The organism is Pseudoalteromonas sp. ND6B (assembly GCF_000764215.1).
Taxonomy (GTDB): domain Bacteria; phylum Pseudomonadota; class Gammaproteobacteria; order Enterobacterales; family Alteromonadaceae; genus Pseudoalteromonas; species Pseudoalteromonas tetraodonis.
Genome location: NZ_JQFL01000035.1, coordinates 257510 through 273627, shown reverse-complemented (window position 1 = coordinate 273627; position 16118 = coordinate 257510). Strand labels below are relative to the sequence as shown.

General features: G+C 39.1%; 18 protein-coding genes. 12 read left to right on the top strand and 6 right to left on the bottom strand.

Annotated features, from left to right (window positions below; translation table 11 throughout):
- Positions 1-151 precede the first annotated feature (151 nt).
- The 6 genes from ND6B_RS09735 to ND6B_RS09760 all read left to right on the top strand — a co-directional run bounded on the left by ND6B_RS09735 (position 152) and on the right by ND6B_RS09760 (position 4472).
- A complete protein-coding gene (locus ND6B_RS09735) occupies positions 152-589 on the top strand; it encodes a hypothetical protein (protein WP_033103462.1) in 438 nt (145 codons plus the stop codon).
- Between the two features lie 106 nt (positions 590-695).
- The gene (locus ND6B_RS09740; protein ID WP_033103461.1) at positions 696-1208 is read left to right on the top strand and encodes a DUF2199 domain-containing protein; all 513 of its coding nucleotides are present in this window, start codon (positions 696-698) and stop codon (positions 1206-1208) included.
- Positions 1209-1340: 132 nt separating this feature from the next.
- A complete protein-coding gene (locus ND6B_RS09745) occupies positions 1341-1646 on the top strand; it encodes a hypothetical protein (RefSeq protein ID WP_033103460.1) in 306 nt (101 codons plus the stop codon).
- A gap of 142 nt (positions 1647-1788) precedes the next feature.
- A complete protein-coding gene (locus tag ND6B_RS09750; RefSeq protein ID WP_016899952.1) occupies positions 1789-2019 on the top strand; it encodes a hypothetical protein in 231 nt (76 codons plus the stop codon).
- A 132-nt stretch (positions 2020-2151) separates the two neighbouring features.
- Positions 2152-3474 carry a hypothetical protein gene (locus tag ND6B_RS09755; RefSeq protein ID WP_016900335.1) on the top strand — a complete coding sequence of 441 codons (1323 nt, stop codon included), beginning with the start codon at positions 2152-2154 and terminating at the stop codon, positions 3472-3474.
- A gap of 446 nt (positions 3475-3920) precedes the next feature.
- A complete protein-coding gene (locus tag ND6B_RS09760; protein ID WP_033103459.1) occupies positions 3921-4472 on the top strand; it encodes a cytochrome b in 552 nt (183 codons plus the stop codon).
- Between the two features lie 49 nt (positions 4473-4521).
- Here the strand turns inward: ND6B_RS09760 and ND6B_RS09765 are convergent, their stop codons facing one another.
- Positions 4522-6069 (bottom strand): methyl-accepting chemotaxis protein, encoded by a 1548-nt coding sequence (locus ND6B_RS09765; RefSeq protein ID WP_033103458.1) that lies wholly within the window; start codon positions 6067-6069, stop codon positions 4522-4524.
- A gap of 183 nt (positions 6070-6252) precedes the next feature.
- Positions 6253-7770, bottom strand: a complete 1518-nt coding sequence (locus ND6B_RS09770; RefSeq protein ID WP_033103457.1) for a leucyl aminopeptidase — start codon at positions 7768-7770, stop codon at positions 6253-6255.
- A 241-nt stretch (positions 7771-8011) separates the two neighbouring features.
- On the opposite strand from ND6B_RS09770, the gene ND6B_RS09775 reads away from it, so the two are divergent.
- Positions 8012-9829 (top strand): protein kinase domain-containing protein, encoded by a 1818-nt coding sequence (locus tag ND6B_RS09775; RefSeq protein ID WP_016900339.1) that lies wholly within the window; start codon positions 8012-8014, stop codon positions 9827-9829.
- Positions 9830-9887: 58 nt separating this feature from the next.
- A complete protein-coding gene (locus ND6B_RS09780) occupies positions 9888-10319 on the top strand; it encodes a DUF3859 domain-containing protein (protein ID WP_013464918.1) in 432 nt (143 codons plus the stop codon).
- A gap of 63 nt (positions 10320-10382) precedes the next feature.
- Here ND6B_RS09780 and ND6B_RS09785 read toward each other — a convergent pair whose 3' ends face one another.
- The 3 genes from ND6B_RS09785 to acuR all read right to left on the bottom strand — a co-directional run bounded on the left by ND6B_RS09785 (position 10383) and on the right by acuR (position 12549).
- Positions 10383-10799, bottom strand: a complete 417-nt coding sequence (locus ND6B_RS09785; RefSeq protein WP_008114664.1) for a VF530 family DNA-binding protein — start codon at positions 10797-10799, stop codon at positions 10383-10385.
- Between the two features lie 72 nt (positions 10800-10871).
- On the bottom strand, positions 10872-11864 hold the full coding sequence (gene acuI / locus ND6B_RS09790; RefSeq protein ID WP_033103456.1) for an acrylyl-CoA reductase (NADPH): 993 nt from the start codon (positions 11862-11864) through the stop codon (positions 10872-10874).
- A gap of 49 nt (positions 11865-11913) precedes the next feature.
- Positions 11914-12549: an acrylate utilization transcriptional regulator AcuR gene (gene acuR, locus ND6B_RS09795; RefSeq protein ID WP_016900341.1), complete on the bottom strand. Its 636-nt coding sequence runs from the start codon at positions 12547-12549 to the stop codon at positions 11914-11916.
- Between the two features lie 364 nt (positions 12550-12913).
- On the opposite strand from acuR, the gene rmf reads away from it, so the two are divergent.
- The gene (gene rmf, locus ND6B_RS09800; protein ID WP_008114656.1) at positions 12914-13084 is read left to right on the top strand and encodes a ribosome modulation factor; all 171 of its coding nucleotides are present in this window, start codon (positions 12914-12916) and stop codon (positions 13082-13084) included.
- 63 nt (positions 13085-13147) lie between these two features.
- Here rmf and fabA read toward each other — a convergent pair whose 3' ends face one another.
- Positions 13148-13663: a bifunctional 3-hydroxydecanoyl-ACP dehydratase/trans-2-decenoyl-ACP isomerase gene (fabA, locus tag ND6B_RS09805; RefSeq protein ID WP_008114654.1), complete on the bottom strand. Its 516-nt coding sequence runs from the start codon at positions 13661-13663 to the stop codon at positions 13148-13150.
- A 195-nt stretch (positions 13664-13858) separates the two neighbouring features.
- Between fabA and ND6B_RS09810 the strand changes: the two genes are divergently transcribed.
- From ND6B_RS09810 to ND6B_RS09820, 3 genes are read left to right on the top strand one after another with little or no spacing between them, the layout of a single operon-like run.
- On the top strand, positions 13859-14716 hold the full coding sequence (locus tag ND6B_RS09810) for a 6-carboxytetrahydropterin synthase (RefSeq protein WP_028835252.1): 858 nt from the start codon (positions 13859-13861) through the stop codon (positions 14714-14716).
- Positions 14709-15527, top strand: coding sequence for a M23 family metallopeptidase (locus ND6B_RS09815; protein WP_033103455.1), 819 nt, complete (start codon positions 14709-14711; stop codon positions 15525-15527). The genes ND6B_RS09810 and ND6B_RS09815 overlap by 8 nt, the downstream gene beginning before the upstream one ends.
- Positions 15528-15532: 5 nt before the next feature.
- Positions 15533-15967, top strand: coding sequence for an acyl-CoA thioesterase (locus ND6B_RS09820; RefSeq protein WP_008114650.1), 435 nt, complete (start codon positions 15533-15535; stop codon positions 15965-15967).
- Positions 15968-16118 lie beyond the last annotated feature (151 nt).

Sequence of the window (16118 nt, the reverse complement as noted above, 5' to 3'; positions counted from 1 at the left end):
TGCCAACGCGTGGCGACTTTAGTGCAAAATTGAAGTTCAGTGTTTACAGTGTTTACAGTGTTTTTTTTAAGTTCAGCGGTGCGTTGTCAACCCCTTAGCCGGGCGTTATATTGCTACATAGACCCAGTCTACTTTCAGCTCTGGAGAATAAATGAAAAAAGGATTTTCGGATATATTTGAAACTGACTCAGTACTTAAGACTCTCGTTTTATGTGTGCTAACTATAGGCTCGTATTTAATTTATAAGCTATATCGTTTTACAAGCCAAATCAATCAACATACCGAACTTAAAATATCTAACTTATTTATTACAACAACCATTGTTTTATTCGTTATTTCATTAGGTAGTTTAATTTATGGTTTAGCTAATTATCATGATCTTACGATTCTAAAAAGCTCAATTGGTATTCATGCTATATCTAGTGCTTTCGATGTAACTTGGATTGTCATGGTTCGTAATCGTATTAATATAATAGCGGGCTCTAATAAAGGTGACAACCTTTGGTTAAATCCTTTTATTACATCAATTTTTCATGTTATTTATATGCAACATAAAATCAACCAAGGCTTGGCTAAAAAAGCAATATAACAAGCAAATAAAAAAGGGACAAATAACAGTTGGTTTTGCTCCTGCGTCGCTTATTCTAACCAACTATTATTTGCCCGTTATTAGGGCGTTATGTGTGCGGAGAACTATGAGCGAATTTGAATTTAAATGCTCTTGTTGTGGAGAAACTCATAAGGGCATTCCGACATTTGGGGCGAATTATCCGATAACTGTATTGCAAATTCCCGAAGAGGAACGCGATGAAAGAGTTGATCTCGGGTCGGATGACTGCGTTATAGATGGCAAGGATTTTTATGTTCGTGGCTGTATAGAAATTCCAGTCCAAGGATATGATGATCCTTTTGTTTGGGGTACATGGGTATCACTGAGCGAGGAAAGTTTTCTTAAATTCATTGAATATTTCAGTCAAGAAAAACGCTCACATATTGGCCCATTCTTTGGCTGGCACTGCGGCGACTTCAAGGTTTACGATGTGTCCTGTGTAAATTTAAAAACTAAAGTGCATTTGCGAGACAATGGGATTCGACCGTATATCGAATTAGAGCCAACTGATCATCCTCTTTCCGTCGACCAGCGCGAAGGTATCACTAAAGAAAGGCTTGTCGAAATATACGAGGCTATGATGCATGGCTCGCAGTAAGCACATAACAATTTGCTGTACTCGGACCCAACTACGCGTCGCAAGCTTGTGGTTTGCTGCGCAAACTTTACCACAAGCTTGCTCTGCTCCGTTGGGCCGGTAAGCAAGGCGTTATATGCCAAGGAAAGTATCGTGACAAACGAGAAGCAAGTTGACTGTTGTGAACACGGAAAACAGCAGGCGACATTTGTTTGTAATCACATTGTTGAGTCACTTCACGACGTAACTCCTCGTGGTTTTTGGTGGGCAAATGATTCTGAAAATCCAAGACCAGATGCATGGTGTTCTGAATGCGAAGAAAGGTTAAAAGTAAATGGCGGCGATTGGAGTGAGGAAATCGAAGAACTAGCTCATATTCGTTTGCTTTGCGGCATGTGTTATGACAACGCAAAAAATTTAAATTTTGCTTCACAACAGAAGTGGTGGAAGTTTTTGTAAAGGCATATAACAAGTTGCCTAAGTTCGCCGCAAAAAGCGCGGCTGGGACAAATACTCACTGGGCTTCGCCCAACAACGTTCGCATTTGCCCCTTGGCAAAGCGTTAGCTTTACGACAATTCAAGCTTGGAGGCAAATTCAGAATGAAAAGGGATAGCAAATTATTTTTAGTTGTGGCTGTAACTCTCAGTATTATCAACATTATTGATTTCATTTTTTACGGTCAGAAAATTGGATATCTAGCATTAGCTATAGGGTTTTCATTAATGGCATTTGGTACTTATAGAGATAGCAATAAAGCATCGTTATTCGGTTCAGTAATTGTTGTTTGTGGATTCACAGCCAAGTGGTTTCTTGAGTATGATTTATTCTAAAACTGTTGCTTTTAATGTACTCGGCATACTTTAAGGCAGCTAACAAGCGCCTTAAACATCGCGGCCTGCGGCCGCTGGACTCGCAACAAGTTGCTCGCCGTTTAGGCGTGCGTTAAATGCCCAAGGAAGCTCGTGGATATTCTAAATAATCGAGAAATTGCAATTGCGTTATGGCTTCTGGCAATTTCGATTTACATTTTTTCTTCTTCGAAAATGGCAGAGGTCAGAAACGCCTTAAAAGGCGTCATGGCAGCTTTATTTGTTCGACAAATAATGTCCGTCCTTTGTTTGATGGTTGCTTACATGGCAATTGTCATTTACTGGCTTTCTGATTTGGGGCTATGGAATTTTGAACAGCTAAAAAATACTGTTTTTTGGTGCGTTTCTGTTGGTTTCATCTCGCTATTTAAGCTTGAAAAAATCAAAAAGGATAAGCATTTTTTCAAGCATTCAGTTATAGATAACTTGAAACTACTAGCGATTCTTCAATTTGTCGTTGGTGTATATACTTTCACTCTTTGGGTCGAGGTTCTTCTAGTTCCTGTTTTAGCATTATTGGGAGCCATGCTTGCTATTGCTGAAACCGACAGAAGACATCATCAGGTAAAGGTGTTTCTAGAATATTGCCTATCTTCTTTCGGGGTAGTCTTAATCGTTTACACTTTGTACATGTTAATAACTAATTTTGGTGAATTTGGGAAAGAGAAAACTGCGTACGACTTCTTTGTTTCACCATTGCTGACTCTCTGTTACTTACCATTCGTTTTCTTTATGTTGGTTTATTCAACATATGAGCAGGTCTTTGTTCGTCTAAGGTATTCAATACAAAGCCGGTTCCATAGATATGCAGCTAAACTCTATGCATTTATATTGTTTAATGTTCGGCTCAGTCTGCTTGAGCGATGGTCATTTCAAGTCGCCAAAGCAAACATAGAGTCACACTCGGATCTGATTGATACCTTTAAATATATATTTAAAGTGAGATATTCTGAGAAAAATCCAAAGGAAGTGCCAAAAGAGCAAGGTTGGAGCCCTTACAAAGCTAAAGAATTTCTCGTAAACGAAGGGCTGAGCACCGGATTCTATAATAAATCTTTCGAAGAAGAATGGCTTGCATCATCCTCAATGGAAGAATTTAGCGATGGTATTATCCCGGACAATATCGCTTATTATGTTGAAGGTTCTGAAGACGTTGCAAAAGTACTGAAGCTTAAAGTAAACGTGAATGATGCTTCCAGAACCCATCAGGCATGCGAAAAGTTAGAGGCTATGGCAGAAGCTTTGAGTATCTCTAGCTTAAACCTACCTTTATCCGATGGTATGAAAAGTGCTATTTCAGGTTGTAATTCATATTCTGAGAAAGTTGAGGATAAGACAATTGCCTTGGTTGTAGAGCATTGGCCAAATCATAAGTTTAATGGGTTTGATCTCAAACTCCTGATATCAAGCATTTAACAAAGCGCTGCTGTCGGACAAATTTTCCGCAGAGCGCGGCGTTATGTTGCAAGGAAGATTCCTAGTTTGGTGAAATTTCAATAAAAACCAATGGGGTCAAATCTTGACTTTAGACATCATAAGAGCCAATTCTTCAAGCTTTGGCTAGTCTAAATCACTCGTTGTTCTCGATACTCTTTCATTTGCTGCCGTTTGTTATTTTTAAAACACGTTAATTGTTTAAAACGGTAACGTAAAGTTGCCGTTTTTTGCCTACTATTTAAGTTTATTTTAAGTTTGCACAGTTATTGTAATTAAAACCTTTAAACCATTCATCTGAGTTAATAACTAATTTCATGTTTCAGATCATTAAAGTGTGAGTGAGTAAAGGTTAACGTGTAAACATGTAGTCATAACGCATAAAGTGAGCACATTACTCAATGCGTTTCTTCACTAAAAGAGGCCTTATGAATTTTAAAAACACAACGACTCATTACAGTACACTCTCTATAGCCTTACACTGGCTTATGTTTATTTTAATTGTCACTGTTTACGGCAGTATAGAGTTACGTGAATTATTTGATAAAGGCACTGAAACCCGTGATGCCTTTAAAATGTGGCACTTTATGTTGGGTTTATCGGTTTTAGCTTTAGTAAGCGTGAGGGTAGTTGCGCGTGTAGTGGGTGGTGCAGCACCTGCTATACAACCTGAGCCTGTAAAATGGCAAGATAAGTTAGCTAAATTTGTACACCTTGCGCTGTATGTGTTTATGTTTGCTATGCCAATTGCGGGTTGGTTAATATTAAGTATGGCAGGTAAACCTGTGCCATTTTTTGGTTTAGAGCTGCCTCCATTGGTAAGTGAAAACAAAGAGCTGGGTAAAACCATTAAAGAAATACACGAAACAGCGGGCGAAGTTGGTTATTACGTAATAGGCTTACATGCGGCGGCTGCATTATTTCATCATTACATTTTGGCTGATAACACCTTTAAACGTATGCTGTTTTCTAAAAAATAAACACATCACATATAAAAAGGGAGACCATGTGTCTCCCTTTTTATATTAATTAATGATGTGTACTTTTAAACCCAATTCTAAACCCGCCCCAATGTTTACCGTTTACATAAATTGGCACCGAGAGGTCATGCAGTATTTCACCGGTATCACGTTTATAGGTTTGTAATAAAAAGCTTTCGGTGTGGCTACCACAGCGAATTCCTGTCGGGTCATTAAAAATACGTTTAGTACGGTTGTTTACTAAATCTTTTTCAAAGTTACCGGTTAGGGCTTGGCTATAGCGTTTGTTATGAGTAGGAAAGTAGCCCTTAGTATCAACGGCTCCTGCAAAAATTATGTCTTTATTTTCCAGTATTGGTTCTTGAATAGCCGGCAGTGATTGATCTGTAAGTTTATCGTAATCGGTTGTGTACTTGGTTGGATTGGTATTTTCGATGGGTTTATAGTTTTGCGAAAAAAGTTGTTGCTGGGTTATTTTTCCGCTTTGGATCCAAGTCTCAAAACATTCGCCAATTGCTTTACTGGCGTGTTTAGCTGATGTCAGAATTGGTTTAAAGAATGCGTCATACTCTATGTTTTCAAGCTCTCTAAATATTGATTCTGATCCCAGCGATAAAGAAGACGCTTGCTGAGAAATTGTACTGCCTTTTTTAGTAACTTCGCCCAATAAACTACTAATACTAGTGACTGAGCTATTTATTTGTGTGGTTGCATGCTGAAATGCAGAAACAGACTGATGCATACTATCAAGCGCGGTAGATGAGGCACCAATATCTTGGTTAATCGTTAAAAAGGATTGCGTCACGTTTTCTAGCTCTGATTTTACAGAAATACTTTGCTGTGAAACCTGCTTCATATCTTCATTGGTTTTTATACTGTTGGCGTTAATGTCTGTGAGCATGTCTGCAATTTGTTTGGTTGCTTCATTGGTTTTATTTGCAAGGTTACGCACTTCGTCGGCAACAACCGCAAAACCACGACCTTGCTCACCTGCACGAGCGGCCTCTATGGCTGCATTTAAAGCAAGTAGATTGGTTTGCTCTGCAATATTTTGAATAACTTGGGTAATGCTTTGTATATCACTGGCACTTTTTAATAATAAATCTAATTGCTGGGCCACTTTATCTATAGAGCCTGATAACGAATCAATTTGGCTGGTGGCCGTTTGTAAGCGGCTATCGGCAGAGCTTGAGGCTTGCGCTGTTTGTACCATTGCTTGATTAATAGTGGTCATGCTGTCACTGAGTTCAGTACTATTTTGTGAAAGCTCGTGTGTGGCACGCCCGACAGTTTCACTCTCGTTATAACAAGCGTCTATTTCTTTAGATAAGCTATCAACATAAAATGACACTTCAGCTGCGCCTATGGCATTTTTTGAGGTGGCTTTGGTAATGTTTTGTGCAATTTTGTTATTGAACGACTGCACGGCACCTAGTGACGAATTTTTATTTGCTGATTCAGATTTTGCTGGTTTTATATAAAAAATTGCAGATAAAAGCACTATAATTGCTGCAGCAATGGTGGAGAGCTGTTCAAAATAGAAAAGAAAACAAATGCTTAAATAAAAAATGCTGTAGAGCAGGTAGGTTATTTTCATTCCTTTGACCTCGTTATTAATTGTTCCTTCTATCTTTGACTATAAATCAAACAAAATCAAATAATAAACACACTTTTAAGGATTTATTAATAGTGATGTATTGAGCTCTATAAAACTGTTTTCGTACAAAATGCGCCAAAGTAGTAAACCTACTTTGGCGCATTTATTAGTATTAATAAACAATTAGTTAGCTAATAACCATTCGCTTAATAAGCGAACACCAAACCCCGTTCCCCCTGGTGAAAGCTCATCTTTACCTTTTTTCACTAAGGCATTACCTGCAATATCGATATGCACCCAACGGGTATCGCCAGCAAAATGCTCTAAGAAAGTGGCAGCAGTGGTTGCACCTGGGCCACCTGAACCCACATTTGTTAAATCAGCTATGTCAGACTCCAACATATCTTTATACCCTAAAGGTAGGCGCCATAGGTTTTCGTTTACTTGTTTACCGGCTACCGTTAGTTGAGATACTAGCGTATCGTCATCTGAGAACACTGCCGCGTATTCATTGCCTACAGCACGGATTTTTGAACCGGTGAGTGTTGCAACATCAATCATAATTTCTGGTTTGTAGTGCTCACGTGCATACCACATAGCATCACTTAATACTAAGCGTCCTTCGGCGTCGGTATTTAAAATTTCAACACTTAAGCCCTCAGCGGTGCGAACAACATCACCTGGGGCTACAGCGAACTGCGATACCATATTCGCAGCCATGCCCATAACGGCTACTACGTTTTTGTCAGCTTTAGCTAACGCCATTGCTTTAACTGTACCAAGAACTGCAGCAGCACCGGCCATGTCTGACTTCATACGTGCAATAGATGCACCGGTTTTAATGCTGTAACCACCTGAGTCAAACGTAATGCCTTTACCAACAAGGGCAATAGGGGCATCGTCAGACCCTTTATAATGGGCAACCACTAAACGGGCACCTTGCTGGCTACCTCGACCAACAGCTTCTAATGCACCCATACCCAGTTCTTTTATTTCTTTAGGCTCCAATACTTTGATGGTTACGCCCAAAGATGCTAATTCTTTTGCCGCATTAGCAAAGTCAACAGGTGTCATTTCGGTAGCGACTTCAGAGGTTAAATCGCGGGCTAAAAAAACACCGGCTTGAATACTTTCTAATTGGGTGTAAAGCTTGCGAGTTTGCTTAGTGTTATCAACATCAAATGTGTAGCTAACTGTTTCAGTGTTTGGTTCTTTTTTATAGTTTTCAAAACGATGATCGCGTAAGTTTGCACCATGGGCAAAGTTAGCAGCAAGTAATGCATTGTCACTTACACCGGTTACATCTTCAAATACAACGCTGGCAGTGCCTACTTTGGCTTTAACTAGTTGAGCGTGAATATTACCGCCTAACTTAGCTGCTTTTGCTTTATCAAGCTCGCTAGTTTTACCAGTACCTACGACTAAAACGCGGCTGTAGTTACTTTTACTTGGCGCAACAAGTTGTGCCACTTTAGCGTAATCGCCGGTAAAATTTTCTATATCAATAACGCGTTGCAATTGGCCATCGAACTGCTTGTCGAGCGCTTTAAATTGGCTGTTATTTCCATCTTGGCTATAAAATACAACCAGCGTATTTGCATCGCTGTTCACTTTTGAAGAAAAATTAAAGTCTGCGGCTTGGGCATTCATGCACATACTCAGAGCAAGCGCGATTGAAGAGGCTTTTATAATACGTTTCATTTTTTTTAACCTAAGAATAATATAAAGGTGTGTTTTACCCTATTTACGATGCTGTGGTTAAGTAGGATACGGCGAAATAGCAAATAACAGCGATATACGTCTAAATCATGACTAAATACCATGACATAACAGCTTGATAAACATATTGTGATGCTTAAAGGTTTAATTAACACAATGCTCGCGTTACTATCAAATATAAAGGTAACACTGCGCTTTTAACAACTAACCTAGAGAACCCGCATTGAAAGCTAAAGAAATTCGCAATTTTTATATCAACGAAGAGCAATCGGTTTATTTGCTGTCACACCGTGATGCAAAAAAACATCGTCAGTGGCTTAATATTTGTATTAAACAGCTCACTTTGCTTGGGTATAAAAAGGTAGAAATGATTGGCTCAGGGGCATTTGGGTTTGTATTTGCAGGGGATGATGAACATGGCCTGCCTTGGGTGTTTAAGTTTTCTAGAATTACGCTCGCGCAAAGTGTACGTGATCGCCTTGAAGATGAAGCGTATATGCTTTCGCAAATCAAAAATCCCTTAGTACCAACATTTTATGGCTTTGAGCGAATAAAAAAACAAGGCATCTTGATGATGGCGCGCGCTATTGGTGAAGACCTTGAAAAAGTATCACTAAAGCAAGGGCGCTTACCGGCCGCCAAAATAATGAGCTTAGCGGTTAAATTAAGAAATGTGTTGCTTGATTTACGTCGTCATAAAAATGGTTTAAGCCCGCAGCCTATTGTACATGGTGATATTAAACCCTCTAACTTGGTGTGGGATGAAAATGAAAAGCAGCTTTCATTGGTTGACTGGGGGAGTTCGGTATATGCCCAAGTAGATGAACAAGGAAACCCAATTGCCAGTAATTTTATGGATTTAATGTCGGGTGACTTAAGTACTACCAATGCCCGTATGGGCGATGTGTATTTTATAGGTGATGCGCAAATGTCGGGTGAAAAGTCATCCCCTCGTTTTGATGAGCAGGGGGTTGCATCAACCCTATATGCACTTGCCTCGGCGCAGTCTTGCCGATTTGGTGCTCAGGCTATACCGGCCAGTAGTTTAATGTTACCTAAGGAGCTGGCGAATGTAATTGATGGCATGCTTTCAAAAGAACGATTAGTCAGAGACAAAGCGGGTGACTATTTTATGCGTAACATAGAAACCATGGCAAAAGCATATTTACCACAACTACCAAAAACTGAAACTAAAGCGGCAATTCCGTTTTGGTTTAGCCAAGACCCCGAACCCGAAACCGTAGTTTATAGCTCTAGAAAACAATTTTTACGTCAAGCCGATCATAAACAACAACTTTTAGATGTAAACGATGCTCAGCTTGATAGGTATTATAAAGAGTTTTTATTTGATACTGGGGATACTGAAAAAGCGTTTTTAGCCTCTATTAGCCGTCTAGCTAAATATCCTGTAGTAGGAGGGCTCAGCTTTCATTGGAAAGATGAATCTTTGTATGTTGAATCGTCACTCATTATGCATGACGAAACACTCGCAACCGCATTCACCGATGCAGTAAACAACACAGTAATGTTAGCCCAGGCTATTAGCCAAAAAGGCTTATTTAAGTGTTGTTTATTTGATGCCCGCAAAACAATTCAGTTAGAACGTGATGGGACTGGCGCGTTTAAATTTAACCAGTTACCTGAGCTTGATTATGAAGTGGTTAATGTAAAAGCCAGCGATGTAACCCGCCCGCATTCATATTTTGAAGATGGTAAAGACCCCGATGAGCAACTGCAACTGCCTAAAAAAGTGATTAAATGTGTATTTGAGCTAAACCAGATACATCATACCGGCTGTATTATTTTTGAAGCGCTGCCAGATAGGATGAAAATTCATCATTACTACAGATTACTTGATGCCAGCAAAGAAGTAGAATTTAAACGTTTACTAAATAAGCTTATGCAATACGCGGTAAATATTACCGACGTGGGGGTGGCTGGCTTTATGAAGTTACCGTATAAAAACACTCGTGAGTTTGGTTTATGTGAACAACAACCCAGCAATTATTACCCTAAAAATCCAAAGCAACTACTTAATTAATAAACCGCTCGCTTAAGCTGGTGGTTTAAAAATTGAAAGTACAAAAATAGAAAGTTCAATGGCAAAATCTAAACCACAAATTACATTACAAAGTTTCGGCATATATAGTCACTGGGACAAAGACAGTAAATCGCTACCGCAAATTACTCAATTCACTACGCAAGTCAAAGCAGAACTTGATGTAGAATTTGGTCTGATAGTTAATATTAAAAAAGCTAAAGGTGAAAAACTACATTTTTGTATTTACCACCCAGGTATTATAGATACCAATGGCGAAGTGATGCTGCCTTTTGAGGGCACTGTATATGTTAAAGACAACGACTGGTCGTTTTATTTAGGCGATACGGTATGGGAGCCTATTGAGGATAAAATAGGTGACTGGCGTATGACCCTATCTTTAGCGGGGAAAGTCATTGCGGATAAAACATTTAATCTTATTAATGAAAAAACTAAAACTGAAGACGACTTTTGGAAATACCGCGGTTATTAATGACTTCAGTTTGCAGTAACGCAAGAGCTAACGTTTATTGTTAACTCTTGCCTAAAATACGTATTAGTTACCCCACGGGTTACTTGAATTTGAACGTTGCTTACGGGTACGCGCACGTTGTTTTGCTGCTTTTTTTTCTTGAATACGTTTTGCATCAGAAAAGCTTAACTCGCAAGGCTCACCTGGTTTATCGCCTTCAGGAATAATGCGGTCGCGTGGAGGCAGTTCGTATTGTACGTCATCTGGGCGAGGTAAGTTTTTAAGGCGGTACAAATAGAAATTATCTACTTTTTGTTGTGCCCACTCGGTTTTACGCAAAAATTTAACTGCAGATTTAATGTCAGGGTTATTTTTAAAGCAGTTAAGTTGTAAGTAGGCATGCAGGAGTTCCCACCCATATTGCTCAACCAGTTCTTCAACCACTTGCTCTAATTTAACGCCTTGCAGTGGGTTATTACTGAAAAGTTCTTGGTTGCTCATAGGTGTTCTCTCGTTATTAAAAAATCAGCGAACATTATAAATTTAATAACGAGAGTTTAGTAGCAAAAATGCTTAACTTTGACAATTAACCACTACACGACCACGAATTTGGCCTTGCATTAGTTGCTCGGCGCTTTCAATGACTTGATCAAGATTTATTTCAGTTGAAATTTTATCCAAGTAATCGGCATTAACTAATGAAGCTAAACGATCCCATGCTTCAACACGATCCGCTTTAGGGCGCATAACGCTATCAATACCCATTAATGAAACCCCACGTAAAATAAATGGTGCAACCGAGGCCGGTAAGTCCATACCTTGAGCAAGCCCGCAAGCAGTAACAACCCCCCCATATTTAAGTGATGCACAAATATTTGCAAGTGTATGGCTACCCACAGAATCAATAGCTGCAGCAAAGCGTTCTTTTTGCAGAGGTTTACCAGGGTTAGAAAACTCATTTCTATCAATTACATTAGTTGCTCCTAATGATTTTAAATAGTCTGCTTGCTCCATACGACCTGTTGCAGCGGTGACTTGATAACCTAGCTGGCTTAGTAAATAAATAGCAAAACTGCCTACGCCACCATTAGCACCGGTCACTAAAATTTCACCTGACTCGGGAGTAACGCCATGCTTTTCTAGTGCAATAACACTGAGCATTGCCGTATAACCGGCAGTACCAATTTGCATAGCTTGTTTAGGTGATAAGTTAGCGGGTAGGGGAATTAACCAATCACTGCTCAGTGCCGCTTTTTGAGATAAGCCACCCCAGTGTTTTTCGCCAACACCAAAACCATTTAAAATAACGTGGTCGCCACTTTTAAATTCAGCACTGTCGCTGCTAGTCACTGTACCCACTAAATCAATCCCCGGCACCATAGGAAAGCTACGTACAACAGGGCCTTTACCCGTGATGGCTAAGCCATCTTTATAATTTAAGGTACTGTAAAGCACATCAATTAATACATTTTCGTTTGGCAGATCGTCACTGTTTATGGTGCTTAGGGCTGCAGTGTAGTTGTCGTCTTGCTTATCTATAACAATAGCTTTGATAGAATTGCTCATTAGATTTCCTTTTAGACCGATCGTCTTTAAATTAATAATAAAAAATGCATTAACTGAGTAATGCGCGTAAAAACATTTCTGTGTATAAAGTAAGTGGCTTACTTGATTGGGTTAGTTTAGCTCGCATTACTGCGCCTTCCCAACCCACCCAAAAATATTCACTCATTTGTTCGGTATTAATGTGTGGATTAATAGTTTGTTGCTGCTGGGCTAAATCTAAACATCGTTTTAATTGTTGTTGCCAAGCGATGTAGCTTTGCATTAAACGGGTTTTAAAGTCGTCACTTAAATGATTAAGCTCTTGATTTAAGTTACCCACCAAGCACCCGCGTTTGTAATCATACTTTTGCATTCCAGCAATTGCGCTTTGTGTGAAATTAACAATGCGCTCAAGTGCGGGGACTTCAGATTGCTCTAGGTAAAATTTAAGTTTATTTATAAAAAAATCGTCGTAGGCATCAACAAGAGCCAAGCCATAGGCTTCTTTACTTTTAAAGTAATGATAAAAAGAGCCTTTTGGTACTTTTGCTTTTTTTAATATGGTATCGAGCCCGGTAGCACTAAAGCCAAACTCAGTTAAGGTTTCTAAGCCCACACGAATGAGCAGCGCTTTTGTATCGGCACTGTCTCTGGCTATTTTGGGTGGGCGGCCACGCCTAGTTGCAACTGCTGGTGTTTTGTTCATGCTTCATATTAGACCGATCGGTTTTAAATAATCAAGCCTTTTATTTGGAATGTTTTTAAAACAGCTCTGACGTTCATTTTTTGATTACAAATTAATTGGGAACTTAAGGGTATATTGTTAGTCACAAATATGACACTTATGTGTTTTGAACCGATGTACCGGAACATTTTAATAAAGTTAAATTGGTTAAAGTTGATCAATAAAATTATTTTTAAATTAATTTATCATTGCATCAGCAGCTTAGTTAAAGTCAAACAAATTAATTGTATTTTGTGTTTGAATTTAACATTTTTGTTGGCTATTTATTAAATGTAGATGAATTTAATGCTACAAAAATATAAATATAAAGGTGAGGATTTTACCGATGAAGAGACAGAAAAGAGATCGTTTAGAAAGAGCTCATTCTCAAGGTTTTAAAGCTGGTTTAGCTGGTCGCTCAAAAGAGCACTGCCCTTATCAACAAGTTGATCCTAAGTCTGAGTGGCTTGGTGGTTGGCGCGAGGCAATAGAAAATCGCAATATGTATAAAACATAAACTCACAACGAATTTAAGCAAAAAAGCCTCTAGTTAGAGGCTTTTTTGTTGCGTGCGTTAAAATTAAAACGCGCTAGTGTCTTGGAATAAGCCCACTTTTAAATCTTTTGCTTCGTATATAACGCGGCCGTCTACTTCAACAGTGCCATCAGCCATGCCCATAAACAACTTACGTTTAATAACGCGTTTCATATCGAGACGGTAAGTTACTTTTTTTGCCGTTGGTAGAATTTGGCCAGTAAATTTCACTTCGCCTACACCTAATGCGCGGCCAAGACCAGGGCCACCAGACCAGCCTAAGAAAAACCCAACCAGTTGCCACATTGCATCTAAGCCTAAACAACCCGGCATTACAGGGTCGCCTTTAAAGTGGCAGTCAAAAAACCATAGGCTAGGGTCAATATCTAGCTCAGCAATAATTTGGCCTTTACCGTGCTCACCACCATCATCGGTGATAGAGATGATACGATCCATCATTAACATGTTGTCACTTGGTAAACGACAATTTCCTTCACCAAACATTTCACCTTGACCACAAAGGATCAAATCTTCTTTTGTATAGCTATTTTTAGGTTCCATAACACTTTATCTTTGCTTAGAAATTGCCCCGTACTTTAGCGTACACTTGTACGCTAAACAACTCGGAGCAGTTAAAAAATGGTTTAAATATAGCCAATCAGTCAATGCAACTGATTTTAGTATGATTAAACCGCGCAATTACTAACAGAAATCATTATAATTAGGGCTGACTTTTAATCAGTTTAAAGGAAATTTATGACCCTTTTTGTTAACTCACTCACTGTGATTGATTTTTCTTACTTATGCAATAAACGCGGTGCAGTTGGCGAAAGTTGGATTGTTGATTTGACTTTACATGGCAAACTAAATGAAGAGTCTATGGTTTTAGACTTTGGCTTAGTTAAAAAGCAAATAAAAGGCATTATTGATGAGTGTATTGATCACCGTTTAGCTGTTCCAAATAACATAAACGGTAGCATTAATGAATTTGCTGATCATAAAACATTAGATTGTACATTTGGTGAGAATAAGCACCTTGCAATGAGTGCGCCTCATCAAGCTTTTTGCCTGATAGATACCGATAAGATAACCATTGAGTCGGTTACAGAGTATTTAGTTGCCACAATACTGCCACAGCTTCCTGATAATATTGAAAAAATTGAACTGGTATTAAAGCCTGAGCACAACCAAAGTTTTTACTACCACTACAGCCATGGCCTTAAAAAGCATGATGGTAATTGCCAGCGCATTATTCATGGCCATCGTTCACAAATAGGGATCAGCTTAGGTGGTATCTCTATGCCTCGTTTACAAAAACAGTGGGCTGATAAATGGCAAGATATTTACTTAGCTACCAGCGAAGATCAAATCAGCGCCTCTGAATTAAAACACATTATCGCCAAAGAAGATGACGTGTGTTTTGCATATACAGCCGCGCAAGGTTATTTTGAAATGGCTATTAGCGAATCGCGTTGCGACATTTTACCAATAGATACCACAGTAGAATGTATTGCTGAGTATATTGCCGGCCAAGTAAAACTGCAGCATCCAGAAAAAGACGTAAAAATTACCGCTTATGAAGGCGTTGGCAAAGGGTCAATTAGTTATGCTTAAATCCTTATTAGTGTCAGCGTTAATTGCATCATTTAGTTTTAGTGCTTTGGCAGTTGAACTAAAAGGGCATTTAACTCAAGGCGGCTTGGTTACAGGGCAATTAAATAACGTAAAATCGGTTAGTTTAAATGGTAAGCCATTAAAGCTATCTGATACTGGCTTATTTGTATTTGGTTTTGGTCGTGATGCAAAACCAAACCACACTTTATCATGGGTTGATAAAAGTGGAAAAAACCACAGCCAAGATTTAGTTATAACCCTTCGTGACTACAACATCGATAAAATAACCGGTGTTGCAAAAAAATATGTATCGCCACCAAAAGCGGTCAGTGAACGTATTAGCCGTGAAGCGGTCGCGGTAAGAAAAGCGCGCGCTGTTAACTCTGACCTAGAGTACTTTTTACAGCCTGTGCTTAGGCCTGCCGAGGGCCGTATTTCAGGTGTTTATGGAAGCCAGCGTTACTTTAATGGTGAACCACGCAGACCACACTTTGGTTTAGACATAGCAAATAAAACAGGCTCTCCTGTGTATGCGCCGATCAGCGGTACCGTGGTATTTGCTGAACCAGATTTATATTACTCAGGTGGCACATTAATTTTAGATCATGGTCACGGTGTTACCTCGACTTATATTCATTTAAGCAAGCTAGATGTAAAAGTGGGGGATAAAATTACACAAGGTATGAAAGTGGCTGAAATAGGGGCGACAGGGCGAGTAACTGGCCCACATTTAGATTGGCGATTTAATTGGCAAGATGAACGCCTTGACCCTGCATTATTGATGCAAGACACATTAGCAAACAAAAAGTAGAGATTATGACTCAAGTAGAGCGCGAAGCAATTATTGCGCAGCGTATAAAAGATTCGACCACATCGGTTACAAAAGCGGTATTTCCTGGGCGTACTAATCACCACAATACGCTATTTGGTGGTGATGCATTAGCGTGGATGGATGAGGTTGCTTTTATAGCAGCTACCCGTTTTTGCCGTAAGCCATTAGTGACTATTTCATCTGATAGGGTAGATTTTAAAGAGGCTATTCCGGCAGGTTCATTTGCTGAATTAATCTCAAAAGTGTCGCATGTAGGGAATACCAGCCTAAAGGTAGATGTTGAAATATTCCTAGAAACTATGCACAAAGATAATAAGCATTCTGCTATTACGGGTAGTTTTACCTTTGTTGCCGTGGATGATAACCACAGACCAACACCGGTAGTATGCGATAAAATGCTACATGGCTTTGAGTTATAACGCGATATAGTAAATTAATATAAGCACCTAGTTTGGTGCTTATATTAAAACTCATTAAGAACACATCATACTATATTTCTTAATGCTGCAAACTTAGCATTAATGTTTGTTTGAGATAATGAGTAAAAAAGGAGGGTGTAAATTTCAAAAT